The organism is Faecalibacterium sp. DFI.5.82 (assembly GCF_029076575.1).
Lineage (GTDB): Bacteria > Bacillota > Clostridia > Oscillospirales > Ruminococcaceae > Faecalibacterium > Faecalibacterium duncaniae.
Map to the genome: position 1 here is coordinate 39,023 of NZ_JARFIS010000014.1, position 13,604 is coordinate 52,626.

Annotated in this window: 20 protein-coding genes; all 20 read left to right on the plus strand. The window is 48.7% G+C overall.

The window, feature by feature from the left end; translation table 11 throughout:
• Positions 1-112: 112 nt before the first annotated feature.
• The 20 genes from P0G09_RS14365 to P0G09_RS14460 all read left to right on the plus strand — a co-directional run bounded on the left by P0G09_RS14365 (position 113) and on the right by P0G09_RS14460 (position 13,578).
• Positions 113-676, plus strand: a complete 564-nt coding sequence (locus P0G09_RS14365; RefSeq protein WP_217296744.1) for a hypothetical protein — start codon at positions 113-115, stop codon at positions 674-676.
• Between the two features lie 261 nt (positions 677-937).
• Positions 938-1,243 carry a helix-turn-helix transcriptional regulator gene (locus P0G09_RS14370; RefSeq protein ID WP_181966891.1) on the plus strand — a complete coding sequence of 102 codons (306 nt, stop codon included), beginning with the start codon at positions 938-940 and terminating at the stop codon, positions 1,241-1,243.
• 514 nt (positions 1,244-1,757) lie between these two features.
• A complete protein-coding gene (locus P0G09_RS14375; RefSeq protein ID WP_110437431.1) occupies positions 1,758-2,165 on the plus strand; it encodes a type II toxin-antitoxin system PemK/MazF family toxin in 408 nt (135 codons plus the stop codon).
• 6 nt (positions 2,166-2,171) lie between these two features.
• Positions 2,172-2,408, plus strand: a complete 237-nt coding sequence (locus tag P0G09_RS14380; protein WP_110437432.1) for a helix-turn-helix domain-containing protein — start codon at positions 2,172-2,174, stop codon at positions 2,406-2,408.
• Positions 2,409-2,525: 117 nt separating this feature from the next.
• Entirely contained in the window at positions 2,526-3,149 is a 624-nt protein-coding gene (locus P0G09_RS14385) for a helix-turn-helix domain-containing protein (protein WP_110437433.1), read from the plus strand.
• Positions 3,150-3,153: 4 nt separating this feature from the next.
• Positions 3,154-4,527, plus strand: a complete 1,374-nt coding sequence (locus P0G09_RS14390) for a site-specific integrase (protein ID WP_002304423.1) — start codon at positions 3,154-3,156, stop codon at positions 4,525-4,527.
• Between the two features lie 85 nt (positions 4,528-4,612).
• Complete coding sequence (locus P0G09_RS14395) at positions 4,613-4,918, plus strand: hypothetical protein (RefSeq protein ID WP_002304425.1); 306 nt, start codon at positions 4,613-4,615, stop codon at positions 4,916-4,918.
• 835 nt (positions 4,919-5,753) lie between these two features.
• Entirely contained in the window at positions 5,754-6,014 is a 261-nt protein-coding gene (locus tag P0G09_RS14400) for a hypothetical protein (protein WP_275252981.1), read from the plus strand.
• Positions 6,011-6,265 (plus strand): hypothetical protein, encoded by a 255-nt coding sequence (locus tag P0G09_RS14405; protein ID WP_275252982.1) that lies wholly within the window; start codon positions 6,011-6,013, stop codon positions 6,263-6,265. The genes P0G09_RS14400 and P0G09_RS14405 overlap by 4 nt, the downstream gene beginning before the upstream one ends.
• The gene (locus tag P0G09_RS14410; RefSeq protein ID WP_275252983.1) at positions 6,228-7,124 is read left to right on the plus strand and encodes a DUF6017 domain-containing protein; all 897 of its coding nucleotides are present in this window, start codon (positions 6,228-6,230) and stop codon (positions 7,122-7,124) included. Before P0G09_RS14405 ends, P0G09_RS14410 begins: the two co-directional genes overlap by 38 nt.
• A complete protein-coding gene (locus tag P0G09_RS14415; RefSeq protein WP_275252984.1) occupies positions 7,124-7,957 on the plus strand; it encodes a ParA family protein in 834 nt (277 codons plus the stop codon). Before P0G09_RS14410 ends, P0G09_RS14415 begins: the two co-directional genes overlap by 1 nt.
• Positions 7,914-8,849 (plus strand): ParB/RepB/Spo0J family partition protein, encoded by a 936-nt coding sequence (locus P0G09_RS14420; RefSeq protein ID WP_275252985.1) that lies wholly within the window; start codon positions 7,914-7,916, stop codon positions 8,847-8,849. Before P0G09_RS14415 ends, P0G09_RS14420 begins: the two co-directional genes overlap by 44 nt.
• Before the next feature lie 66 nt (positions 8,850-8,915).
• Complete coding sequence (locus P0G09_RS14425; RefSeq protein WP_275252987.1) at positions 8,916-9,386, plus strand: hypothetical protein; 471 nt, start codon at positions 8,916-8,918, stop codon at positions 9,384-9,386.
• Between the two features lie 10 nt (positions 9,387-9,396).
• Entirely contained in the window at positions 9,397-9,636 is a 240-nt protein-coding gene (locus tag P0G09_RS14430) for a hypothetical protein (protein ID WP_120081570.1), read from the plus strand.
• Between the two features lie 165 nt (positions 9,637-9,801).
• On the plus strand, positions 9,802-10,251 hold the full coding sequence (locus tag P0G09_RS14435) for a DUF3846 domain-containing protein (protein WP_097779484.1): 450 nt from the start codon (positions 9,802-9,804) through the stop codon (positions 10,249-10,251).
• Between the two features lie 29 nt (positions 10,252-10,280).
• Positions 10,281-10,739, plus strand: a complete 459-nt coding sequence (locus P0G09_RS14440) for a PcfB family protein (protein WP_207699050.1) — start codon at positions 10,281-10,283, stop codon at positions 10,737-10,739.
• A complete protein-coding gene (locus P0G09_RS14445; RefSeq protein WP_207699051.1) occupies positions 10,736-12,517 on the plus strand; it encodes a type IV secretory system conjugative DNA transfer family protein in 1,782 nt (593 codons plus the stop codon). The genes P0G09_RS14440 and P0G09_RS14445 overlap by 4 nt, the downstream gene beginning before the upstream one ends.
• A 137-nt stretch (positions 12,518-12,654) precedes the next feature.
• Positions 12,655-12,813, plus strand: coding sequence for a Maff2 family protein (locus tag P0G09_RS14450; protein WP_112121893.1), 159 nt, complete (start codon positions 12,655-12,657; stop codon positions 12,811-12,813).
• A gap of 65 nt (positions 12,814-12,878) precedes the next feature.
• On the plus strand, positions 12,879-13,241 hold the full coding sequence (locus P0G09_RS14455) for a helix-turn-helix domain-containing protein (RefSeq protein ID WP_005335920.1): 363 nt from the start codon (positions 12,879-12,881) through the stop codon (positions 13,239-13,241).
• On the plus strand, positions 13,201-13,578 hold the full coding sequence (locus P0G09_RS14460) for a TnpV protein (RefSeq protein ID WP_005335912.1): 378 nt from the start codon (positions 13,201-13,203) through the stop codon (positions 13,576-13,578). The genes P0G09_RS14455 and P0G09_RS14460 overlap by 41 nt, the downstream gene beginning before the upstream one ends.
• Positions 13,579-13,604 lie beyond the last annotated feature (26 nt).

The window sequence follows — 13,604 nt, forward strand, 5'->3', positions numbered from 1 at the left end:
ATATCGGAAGTTATAGTCATTCTTGTCCCATGGTATTTGTTTCCCTTTAGCCAAGTGACAGGAGTTAGAAAGGAATTCTTATTTTATGGATTAGGCTGAAAGGAGATTCTGAATGAGCAGATATAATACACAGGTATTAAGCAATATTCGAATGCTTTGCCGGATGCAGAACATTGACGAAAAGGTTCTGTATGAAAGAGCAAAGCTGATTTTATCCATATATCGAGAGGTGTGCTGGTCTACTATTGATCGTGCGAATGATGTATGTGATACCCTTATTTGTACTTACGGTGACAGCTTAGATGGAGCATTGATTTATCTGGAGAACTTTGCTCCGGATGAAGCGAGAGAACGATTTGAAGAATGTATTCGAAGCTTATTCGAGACAAAGTGGATCATTGAACTGGTAGATATGGCGATGCTGAAAATCAGAGAATATCCGGATAAAGGCGCTCTGTACTGTGAGATTATCTCAAAGGCATATCTCAATCGCTTCAAGTACAAAGAATCAGAAATGCTGGAGGTTCTGAATATGGAACGCAGCAGCTATTATGACCGAAAGAAAGAAGCGATACTGTTATTTGGTCTGTCACTTTGGGGAACAGCCATTCCTAAATTGAAAGATTTCCTGGAAAGTGCCAGGGAGGAAGAAGCATTGTGTTATTGTGAGTGCTAAGACAGGATTTTAGTCCGACTAAAATCCGATGAAAATACGACGGTTTCCATACTGAAAGTCCGACTTGTCCAGTGTTAGAATGGCTATGCTGGGAGATAGCGGCATAAAATTGAATAGAGAGAGTTACGCCTCGTGCCTGTAATGGGTACGGGGCTTTTTTTATACCAGCCTATCTTCCTTCATTTTAACACAAAGGCATGAACGAGAGCTTGGAGTAATGTACTCCGGCTCTTTTTTTATGCCTGCAAGGAGGACAGGCAGATGGCAAAGGGCATTGAGAACCAGTCACGATCTCCTCCCTCCGTTTTTGATTTTGCAACTTCACAAATTCAAAAACACGGAGGAACGAAAATGTATTACGACTTGGTTGAAAGCGGAAAAAGAATTAAAGCATTGAGAAAGAAACATGGGCTTACACAGGAACAGCTTGCGGAGCAGTTGGGCGTTGCCGCAAACACCATTGCACGAATTGAAACCGGCAACAGAGGCATCTCTATTGATTTGGCAATCGAATTGGTCGTGCGCTTTGATACAACCCTTGATTACATATTTTTAGGTCGTGAATAACCTCAAAACTATACCTACGAGGCAATAAAAACTTGCATGAGGAACAGGTACAATTTAGATACAGCCAAAGAAAATCGGCTGCTTGATCCTTGAAAACTGAATACACAGTCATCGAATACGTTCCTGTTGCCGGTGCGAGAGCATCAGCCACATCAGCGGTACGCCGTGACGTATCGGACAGAGAAACAGAACGACTTTCTTCTATAAATTAAGCAGTTGTCTCTCTCCCGATGCCAGCGATCAATACTGGCTTGTAAATATTGGGTTGCTCCCAATACGGCCATGAAAGCAACAGGATTAAAGATACTTCTCTACGGAGCTGGCGGAGAACCCGGCAGAGGTTAGATTCCTATGGAACTGATTCGCAATCAGTCGTTCGGTGATTCCCTGAGGGCGTAAGCCCTCTTTCTCAGGGGTGCGTGGCAAATATGGGACACATAGACTTTTGGACTGACTGCCTGATTCATTTCAGGCAGTCAGTTATTACATACCCAACGAAAGGAGGTCATGGCAAATGATGAAAGAAAATTGGGTATATTGCCGTGGTGATATTTATTGCGCCAATCTGGACCCGGTAGTTGGGTCGGAACAAGGCGGCATCCGTCCGGTTATCGTCATTCAGAACGATACCGGTAATAAACACGCTCCCACATTGATTGTGGCAACGGTCACCACCAGAATCCATAAGAAAGCGAATATGCCGACGCACTTTGTTATTTACGACAATCCTGCATTCAAAGAAGCGTCCGTTGTTCAGCTGGAACAGATTCGCACCATTGATAAGAGCAGGATTGATAATTACTTAGGTAAGGTAACGCCCCGTGAAATGGTAGCGATTGAGAAAGCCTTATCCGTCAGCCTGGCAATGGAGCAGCTGAAAAAGCGTTCCACAAAACATAAAGCAAAGAAAACGAAGGAGTGAACATAAATGTTTGAAGAAAGAATCGCTGCCATGAATCAGCGCACCGAAGAAGCGATAGCTGCTAACACAGTTCAGTTTGATAAGAGAACCTATACGGTTGATGAGATTCAGGATATTCTGGGCATCAGCAGAACCAGTGCATACAACCTTGTGAAAAAGAAGGTTTTTCATAGTGTCCGCATTGGCGGCAGCATCAGAATCTCCAAAAAGAGTTTTGATGAGTGGTTGGATCATCAAATGTAAGATTTGTCAAGGGTGTCGTACAACCCGGCGACAAACTTCAAAACATATTGAGAGTTCGATAAAATGTAGCCATGACAAGAAACACATGGCTACATTTTTTACATAGGAGGTTGTACGATGGCGGAAATGAGAAAACGCACGAGTATGTCTGTTCCGGAAATGGGCAGGATGCTTGGTCTTGGAAAAACGGAGTCATACTGGCTCATTAAGAAGAATTACTTCAAAACCATTCTTGTCGGCAACACCATGAGGGTGATGATCGACAGCTTTGAAGAATGGTATGCCAATCAGTTCAAATACCAGAAGGTCGATGGAACCCCTCCCGGTGAGGAACTGAAGAAAACTACATATTCAATGGAGGAGCTTGGACAGCGCCTTGGGCTGAAAGAAGCGACTGCTTACGAACTGGTTGCCAAAGGGCATTTTGATGTGGTCGATGTCCTGGGCAAGCGCAGAGTGACCAAGGAGAGCTTTGAAAGATGGTATGCTTCTCAAACCGATTACCGCACGGTAGAGGATCAGGAACTTGATGCAGATATTATGGCATCCACCTACGGTCTGCCAGAGATTGCAAGAATGCTTGACACCAATCGCCAGAATATCTACAGCATTGCCGCCAAGGGAAGCTTCGAGCTGATTCGAGTGGGCAGGCATAACCGAGCTACAAAAGAGAGCTTTATGAAGTGGTATCAGAATCAGACCCGCTACCAGTTAGCGGAAGATAGACAGGAAAGGAGATGATTACATGGCATCTATCGTTAAGAGAAAAAAGAAGTATTCTGTGGTTTATACATACACCGATGAGAACGGCAACAAGCGTCAGAAGTGGGAAACCTTTGAAACGAATGCTGAAGCAAAGAAAAGGAAGTTGCAGGTTGAATATGAGCAGGAGTCCGGAACCTTTATTCCCCCTTCTGCTAAAACCGTCAACGATCTTTTGGATGAGTATATGTCAATCTATGGTGTGAACACCTGGGCGATGTCTACCTATGAAAGCAGAAAGAGCCTGATTGCAAACTATATTCGTCCCCTCATCGGTGATATGAAGCTGGAGGATGTCACGCCGAGAATCATGGACAAGTATTACCGAGATTTGCTTTCTGTCAAAGCGGTTTCTTCTAAGTATGTAAAAGCCCGTACAGAATATCTGACTCCGCATACTGTCCGAGAGGTTCACAAGACATTGCGAAATGCTTTCAATCAGGCGGTCAAGTGGGAATTGATGACCAGAAACCCTGTGGAGCACGCTACACTGCCGAAGGAAGAACACAAGACCAGGGACATCTGGACAGCAGAAGTGCTCCAGAAGGCTCTGGAAGCCTGTGACGATGATATTCTTCGTCTGGCCATTAACCTTGCCTTCTCCTGTTCCTTGCGAATGGGCGAGCTTCTGGGGCTTACTTGGGACTGTATTGACATTTCCCCCACCAGTATTGAACTTGGTCAGGCAAGCATCTTCGTTGAAAAGGAGTTGCAGAGAGTAAATCGTGAAGCGATGGCAGATCTGGACGGTAAGGACATCATGTTCAAGTTCCCGCCGACCTTCGCCAGTACGCATACCGCATTGGTTCTCAAAACTCCTAAGACCAAAACAAGTGTCCGCAAGGTGTTCTTACCGAAAACCGTAGCGGAAATGTTGGTACAGCGAAAGGCTGACATCGAAGAACTGAAAGACCTTTTCGGTGACGAGTTCGTAGACTTCAATCTGGTTTTCTGTTCTTCCAATGGCAAGCCGATTGAGGGGCAGGTTATCAACCGTGCTTTCAATAAGCTGATTGAGGAGAAGGGACTGCCGAAAGTGGTTTTCCATAGTCTCCGACATTCCAGTATCACTTACAAGCTGAAGCTGAACGGCGGCGATATGAAATCCGTTCAAGGCGATTCCGGTCATGCACAGGTCAAGATGGTAGCGGATGTTTACTCTCATATCATCGACGATGACCGCAGACTGAACGCTGAAAGAATGGAAGCTGCGTTCTACTCAGGCAGACAGGCAACGCCTGAGCCGGTTCAACCAGCCGCAACGGAAAGCTCCGCTGATGATAAAGAACTTCTTCTGAAGCTTCTGCAAAATCCGGAAATGGCAGCACTCCTGAAGTCGCTGGCAAAAACATTATAGTAACTGCAAGGGCAGATCCTTTTACATAGCTACAATAGCTGTAAAAGGGTCTGCCCTTATTTTTTTGTTATGGAGGTCAACGAGTATGGATAGAATCTTTATGGACGAGTATTACGAGCATCTGAGAGCTGACAATATCGAGGCATTTTCCAAGGAAAGGAACGACGAATATGTTGGCAGAGCTGAGGAATACAAAGCAGCAAAGTCGGCATTGCTTGAAGGATTGGGACTTGAGCATTTGTTTGACCATAGCCATGAACTGACTCCGAAAGAGAAAGAAATATGGATGCTGTTCGATAGGGTTGATGTAGCAGAGCTTCTGGCAAGGGATGCTTTTGCCAAGGGTGCTTATATGCTCGGCGCTGAGGATAGAGAGATTATGCTGAAATAAAAAAAGACCTGCTTCGGCGGGTCTAAATTACATAGAATCATTGAGTCTGAAAAAACCTTTGAAATTCTTAATAATGCTGGTTGAAAAATCTATTTTGAAATGATATATTAAACAGACTAAGATGGTGTCTAAAGACATCAGCGCCTCCGCACGAGAATGAATAGGATTTCCTATCATTTCGTATCACGAGAAGTTACATAGAGGAATTTGCTTGCACTTGCAACGTCCACCGAAAATCGAAAGCCTTGCTAATTTCGAGCCAATTGGACGGTGTAAAATCCCTATGAAAATGCTTATGAAGCGTAATACCAGATAGGATTTGAAACTGTGAAAAGCCTTGTATTTCCAAGGATTTTCTTGCACTGTGTTGCACTTGGTTTCATCGTATCGGGTCTACTCCTAAGCGAAACGCCCCCGGTTCGAACCCGGGTAGGGACATTCTTTTAAGAAATGCGAAGGTCATTTTTCCATGTGAAAGACGATCTTCGCATTTTTCATTTTGAACCTATCACCAAAATTAGCCAGCTAATGCCATTAGCAGAATTTTCAGCTCCAGCTAATAAAATCGGCTTTCCAGCTAATGAAGCCTCATAAAGCGCCTTTTGAACCCTGTTTTCTGGCTCTCTGCTAAGATTGGTAAACGCTTTCCTGTAAATCCATGTAAATACAAGATAATTTGTGTAAATCTATTTTCCACATTCCAGCCCGAAACCATGCAAAACACTTTTCTCCATACATAGCGCGTTCACTCGCTGTTCTCTCGGAACAGAAAGAGGAACGCGCTTTTTTTGTTTTCGGGCTGAACTTCCCGAATCCACCAAAGGAGGGTTTACCGATGAAAAAAGTTCTGACCGTCACGATGGACGGTATCCGCTACCATGCTTCCCGCCCGGCAGATTGCCGGCACTGCTTCTTCTGGAAGAATCGAAAGAAGGGCTGCGTTCTCGGCAAAGAGAACTGCTACTACCTGATCGAGCCGCCCAAAGGCCCCAACAAGTGCGAAGGGTGCCCCTACAAGCGGGCTAAGCCCTGTGTGCTGGTTCCCTGCTACAAAGACCTGATGGCACCGCTGGAGAAAGGAGGTGATGCCAAGTGAGCCACAAGCGAAACGAAGCTCTTCGCCATGTCCAGCACTCCATGCACCATGTGATCGCCGCTGGCGAAGGTTCTGACCGTGCCCCGGACAGCTGCAAGCTGTGTCCGTACCATCGACCCGATTTCAAGTTCCGCACCTGCCTGTATGCCCACTGCCCTTATAAGAAGCAGGTCAATGTATTCCGTTCCACACCTGAAAAATGGGATATTCTCTATGCCCGAAAAAAAGCCGACAAGAACCGCAGACCTTGATTACTTCTATGGGCAGTCCAGCGAGCTGTTCTCCTTCTACCGGATTCCCAAGCTGTTGTTTCAGGATAGCCGCTTCCAACCGCTTTCCACAGATGCCAAAACCCTGTACGGTATCCTGCTGGACCGCATGAGCCTTTCAGCCCGGAATGGTTGGTTGGACAAAGCTGGGCGGGTGTTCATCATCTATACTGTGCAGGAGGTGCAGGATTCACTGGGCTGTGCCGATAAAAAGGCCACCAAGCTGCTGCGAGAACTGGAAGAGTACGGCCTGATTGAACGCAAACGGAGGGGGCTGGGTAAGCCCGATCTCATCTATGTGAAGAATTTTTCGTCAGAATCGTCAAAACTACGCTTTCTGAATCGTGATAATGACGATTCTGGAGTCGTCCAGAATACGCTTCAAGACCCGGCCAAACTACGATGTAATAAGACTGAGAGAAATAATACAGAGATAAGCGATACTGATCCTATCTCTTCCGATGAAAACGACTGGATGAGCAAACGCGCCCAACTGGAAGAATATTTTTCGCAGTCTTTGGAGGTGGAAATCCTGCTCCGGCTCTGCCCGGATGATGAGGACACCATCTATCAAATCGTAGATTTGCTGGTGGACACCTGCGCTACCAACCGCAAGCTGCTGCACATTGCCGGGGACGATAAGCCCGCCGAGGTGGTACGCAGCCGGTTTATGAAGCTGAACGCCGACCATATCCGTTTTGTGCTGAAGTGCCTTGCAGAGAACAGCAGCCCAATCCGAAACATGAAACAATATCTGCTCGCTTCTCTGTACAACGCACCCACCACGATGCAGCTTTCCTACCAGAACCAAACCAACCACGATTTAGCGATGTGGAGGTGATGAAAATTTCAAAAAAAGCAACCACAATAGCCATCGTCAACCAGAAAGGTGGCACCGGCAAGACCACCACCTGTGAAAATCTGGGCATCGGGCTGGCGATGGAGGGCAAAAAAGTCCTGTTGGTGGACGCTGACCCGCAGGGCAGCTTGACCATCAGCATGGGCTGGCAGCAGCCCGATGAACTGCCCACCACTCTTTCCACCCTGATGGCAAAAGCCATAAACGACCAGAGCATTCCGCCCGGTGAAGGTATCCTGCACCATGCAGAGGGCGTTGACCTGATTCCGGCAAACATTGAACTGGCAGGGCTGGAAGTCTCTCTTGTCAACACCATAAACAGGGAAAAGATGCTCAAGCAGGTGTTGGACGGTGCAAAACGAGAATACGACTTTATCCTGTTGGATTGCACCCCTTCCCTTGGGATGCTGACCGTCAATGCCTTGGCAGCGGCAGACACCACCCTGATTCCGGTGCAAGCGCAGTACCTTTCTGCAAAGGGCCTGGAACAGCTTTTGCAGACCGTGCAGAAGGTCCGACGGCAGATCAACCCCAAACTGAAAATCGAGGGCATCCTGCTCACCATGACCGACAGCCGCACCAACTATGGGCAGCAGATCGACAATCTGATTCGGGGTGCTTACGGCAGCAAGATCAAGGTGTTTGACCAGACCATTCCCCGGTCTGTCCGTGCTGCGGAAATCAGTGCCGTGGGCAAAAGCATTTTCCAGCACGACCCCAAAGGCAAGGTGGCAGATGCCTATAAATCTCTGACCGAGGAGGTGATGGCGAATGCCGAAAAACAGCTTAAACGTGTCGCTGAAAGGGGCAGATGACATCTTCTCCACGGAAGAATCCCGACAGGAGCAGCAGAGGGAACAGGTTCAGCAGATTCCCATCGGAGAACTGTTCCCTTTCAAGAACCACCCCTTTAAGGTTTTGGATGATGAGTCCATGCAGCGCACGGTGGAAAGCGTAGAACAGTACGGCGTGCTTTCTCCGCTGATTGCACGTCCACGCCCGGAAGGTGGCTACGAGATCATCTCCGGGCACCGCCGTCAGCACGCTGCACAGCTTGCCGGGCTGGAAACCCTGCCTGTCATCGTCCGTCAGATGGATGATGATGCCGCTGTTTTGCTCATGGTGGATTCAAACCTCCAAAGAGAGAACATCCTGCCCAGTGAAAGGGCTTTCGCCTACAAAATGAAGCTGGAGGCTCTAAAAAATCAAGGTGCTAGGTCAGATTTAACTTGTGGCCAATTTGGCCACAAGTTAATTGGTGCAAAAGCGCGAGATATTGTCGCTGATGAATCAGGTGACAACGCTCGAAATGTCCAAAGGTTTATCCGTCTGACCAGCCTCATCCCTGAACTGCTGGACATGGTAGACGAAAAGAAAATTGCCTTCAATCCCGCTGTGGAATTGTCCTATCTGGACGAAAGCCAACAGCGGGATTTTTTAGAAGCGATGAACGACACCCAGAATGCGCCGTCCCTATCCCAAGCGCAGCGGCTCAAAAGGCTGGCGCAGGAAGGGCACTTCTCGTATGATGTTGCCTTTGCGGTCATGGGAGAAGAGAAAAAGGACGAGCTGGACAAGGTGGTCATCAAAAACGACACCCTGCGGAAATATTTCCCGCGCAGCTACACCCCGAAACAGATGGAGGACACCATCATCAAGCTGCTGGATCAGTGGCAGCGTAAACAGCAGCGGCAGAATGAACGCTGATACACCTTTTGAACGTAAGACCCGACCGGGTCTTTCTTTTTTGCAAAAATTTGGAGGAAACCCACTATGAATACTACCATTGATCTCAAGACCGCAAAGACCATCGAAGCCATGAACCAGAAGATCAACCACATGGACAATGCTGTAACCGACTTCTTCAACAAGATGAGCGATGTGCTGGAGCGGCAGCTCGGCGATGATGAAGTTTACGCCGCCGTGATTGCCCCGGAGATCGAACTGACCATCACTCCGCTGGCGAACGTTCGCAGTTACCTGCCTTGCTTCGATGAAGCAGATTCCTGCTACAGCATCAGCGACGATGTGCCGATGGCTCTCTGTTACGACCCTCGTCAGGTCATCACACTGGCTGGCAAGCGGTATCTGTCCGGTGCCGTTGTCTTTGTTCGCTACGATACCAATGGCAGCTTTGTTGCCCTTACCACCAGTGATCTGTACCTGATTCAGTGTTATCTGGCCGAGAACAGCGGCCCTCTTATGGCTGGCCGCGAGAAGATGGTCTGCATCTGCATTGACTGAGAGGTGCAGCATGGATACCGAAATGACCCGCTATGAGAGTTTCGCAGAAGTCACGGAGGACTTTTACTGTTCCGCCGTTGATGTTTTGAAGATTCTGGTTCTCCGTCTGCACGACTACCATGCTCGTTGCTTCCATTCTCTGCGGGATGCTCTGTACGACTATTTTTCTACCGATGCCGCACCGCATACTCATGCCAATGTTTCCACTAAGCATACCGTCACCGCATCTAGCGCTCCTCGTCCTCCCTGAGAGGATTCTTCTCACAGTTCAGTCAATGCAGGGGGTTCGCTATGAATTATATTTATTCGTTTATCATTTTTGAAGCTGGTGCCTTTTTCGGCTTCTTTGTGGCAGCTCTGTTGAACGCCGCCCGTGCTGGGCAGGAAATCACTATCAAATTCGAGGAGGAAGATAATGGAACAGAACGAGAACACTCTGTCGGTGCTGAAAATTGCACCGGGACAGTATCCGCAGCAGGTCGAGATCGATAACGACCTGAAAGCCTTGCAGCAGGCGGTGGGCGGCTCTATCGGCGCAAGCTACCCCTTTGCTGATGACCCGATTGCCATCGTTTATAACGATGACGGCAAGCTTATGGGTCTGCCGCTGAACCGGGCCTTATGGGACGAGGACGGGCTGATGTACGATGTTATTGCCGGAACCTTTCTGGTGGTAGGTCTGGGCGAGGAAGATTTTGTATCGCTCTCCCCGGAGCTGGCGCAGAAGTATGAAGAAGAATTCCATCAACCCGAAGCCTTTCTCCCTCTGGGGCGTCGCCTGATGGTCATTCCGGTTCCGGATGAATCAGTTCAGAGTGATGCAGAAAAGGCTGTGAGTAAGCCCCCGGTGGAACATGACCGTTAAGGCGATTTTCTGCACAGGAGGTGGTAACGATGCAGGAAGAAATCGAGCATAAGACGGTCAACCTTGCCATCTCGACCACAAAACTGTCTGCCCGCACCCTGCTGCGTGGGATGCAGTTTCTGCTGCGGCAGTACGACAAGCACGCTTCGCAGGGCAAGCAGTCCATGAAGCGGCTGGTACGGCAGAACCGTGGCGTGACCAATGTGGAGATCCAGAAAACTGGCATCAAGGATTTTGACCGCTATGCTAAGCGGTATCACATCGACTACTCCATCCAGAAAGACCTGTCCTGCACGCCGCCCCGGTATCTGATCTACTTCAAGGCACAGGACACGGACGCTTTGAGCGCAGCATTCAAGGAATATTCGGCATCGGTGCTGGATAAAACCAAGCGTCCTTCCGTGCTGGCAAAGCTGCACGATCTGGCGCAGTCCGTTGCAAATCTGCCGGACAAAGTGCGGCACAAGCAGGAGGAGCGTGGCCTATGAGCAAAAAGAAGCTTTCCAAGCTGTTGGTGCTCTATCTGCCCTATGTGGTAATTGGCTTGCTGGCCACCAATCTGGGCGAGGCGTGGCGGCTGGCCGTGGGCAAGGAACTGGGCGACAAAATCGTATCACTGATGGATACGCTCCCGGCTGCATTTTCAAATCCGCTGCCCAGCCTGCACCCTCTGGATTTGCTGGTGGGCTTGTGCTGCGGCGCAGGGTTACGGCTGGCGGTCTATCTGCGTGGTAAAAACGCCAAGAAGTACCGCCACGGCATGGAGTACGGCTCTGCCCGGTGGGGCGGACCCAAAGATATCGAGCCGTTTATGGCCCCGAAGTTTGAGGACAATATCATCCTCACCAAAACAGAACGGTTGATGATGAGCAATCGCCCACCGGACCCCAAGAACGCCCGGAACAAAAATGTGCTGGTAGTCGGCGGCTCCGGCAGCGGTAAGACAAGGTTCTTTATCAAGCCGAATCTGCTGCAATGTGATTCCAAGAATTTTCCGGTATCATTCGTGGTTACAGATCCGAAAGGTAGTATCGGCGTGGAATGTGGAGAAGCCCTGTTAAAGCACGGCTACAAGCTAAAATTCTTCAACACCATCAACTTTTCCAAGAGTATGCGCTATAACCCCATGGCGTACATCCACAGTGAAAAGGATGTTCTGAAACTCGTGACCGCACTGATGACCAACACCAAAGGTGAAGGTCAGGGCGGCGACCCTTTCTGGGACAAGGCTGAACGGCTTTTGCTGGTTTCACTGATCGCGTACCTCCACTACGAAGCCCCTGTCGAGGAGCAAAACTTCGCAACGCTGTTGGAAATGCTCAACACCATGCAGGTCTCGGAAGATGATGAAACTTACCAGAATCCGGTAGACCTGTTGTTTGAGGATCTGGGCAAGAAAAAGCCCAATTCCTTCGCTGTGCGCCAGTACAAGCTCTATAAATTAGCTGCCGGCAAGACGGCCCGTTCGATACTGATCTCCTGCGGTGCCCGGATGGCACCTTTCGACATTCAGGAAGTCCGGGATGCCACCATGTACGATGAGCTGGAGCTGGACAAGCTGGGCGACCGGAAAACGGCATTGTTCCTGATTATGAGTGATACCGACAGTACCTTCAACTTCTTGATCTCCATGATCTACACGCAGCTTTTCAATCTGCTCTGCGATAAGGCAGATGACCAATACGGCGGCAAACTGCCCGTCCATGTGCGGTGCTTGATTGACGAATGTGCCAACATCGGTCAAATTCCGCAGCTGGAAAAACTGGTGGCTACCATCCGCAGCCGTGAGATCTCGGCGTGTCTGGTCTTACAGACCCGCAGCCAGTTGAAAGCCATCTACAAGGACAACGCCGACACCATTGTCGGCAATATGGATTCGCAGATCTTTCTCGGCGGCAGCGAGCCTACCACCCTGAAAGATCTTGCCGAAGCACTCGGCAAGGAAACCATCGACAGCTACAACAATTCTGATACCCGTGGCAATAGCCCAAGCTATGGCACCAACTATCAAAAACTCGGCCACGAACTTATGAGCCGGGATGAACTGGCGGTGCTGGATGGCGGCAAGTGCATCCTGCAGCTTCGTGGTGTGCGCCCATTTTTGAGCGACAAGTACGACCTGACCCAGCACCCGAACTACAAGTACACCTCCGATTATGACCCCAAGAACGCACTCGATATCGAGAAGTTCTTGAAACGAAAAGAAAAAATCCACCCGGATGATACCTTCATCATGGTGGATGCCGATTCACTCCCGCCCGCCTGATAAGACGAGCGGTTATTTTTTACCCATTGACCCAACAGGTACACCGGAAAATCGGCCTTCGCCGTGGCTTTCGGCTTTTTGCAAACGGATTTCAGGTGTGTGCAGGGTCACTTTTTCAAAACAAAGGAGATTTTTCTATGGAATTCTTTAACAGCGCAGTGGACGTTCTGAAGACTCTGGTTGTGGCATTGGGTGCCGGTCTGGGCGTGTGGGGTGCCGTCAACCTGATGGAGGGTTACGGCGGCGATAACCCCTCCGCAAAAAGTCAGGGTATGAAGCAGTTCATGGCTAATTAAAGGGAACAAAAAGAAAGGGAATGCACAATCCAGACGGTATCAGCGGCAGGCTACAAGAATAAATTGTGATTTCACAAGATTGGTGTTATAATAAGAGAAAAGTTCCTGCCGGGGCAACCGCCCCGGTGGTATGGATAGAAAGGCAGGAAAACAATATGCACATCAGCTATAAACCACTCTGGCACACACTGTTAGAGCGTGATATGAGAAAAGAGGATTTAAGGCTTGCTGCTGGTATGACAACAAATATGATTGCCAACATGAGCAAAGAGGGAAAGCACATCAGCATGGATACATTAGCCCGTATCTGTGAAACTCTGAATTGTGAGATTACTGATGTGATTGAGTTAGTACCAGACGAGCCTGCTTCCACAGGAGGTAAGGAACATGAGCGAATTGAAACCAAGAATAACGGAAAACGGAATTGATTATATCCTTGTCGGAGATTACTACATTCCAGGCTTGAAACTGCCGGAGGAACACCGCCCTATCGGAAAGTACGGACGAATGCACCGGGAATATTTAAGAGAAGTCCACCCAGCCAGATTGAATACATTGATACTGACCGGAGAATTGTTGACATATCTTGCAGACCTGAATGAACAGGCACAAAAACGGTTAGACACTATCATGGAGCAGATGAAAGCTACCGAGGGCGTGACAGAGGAATTGAAGTGTACCCGACAAATGGAATGGGTGCAGCGTTGCAATAACATTCACAACAGGGCAGAAGAAATTGTTTTGTATGAGATGATTTATTCATAACGGGAGCAATTAAATCGGAGGTATAT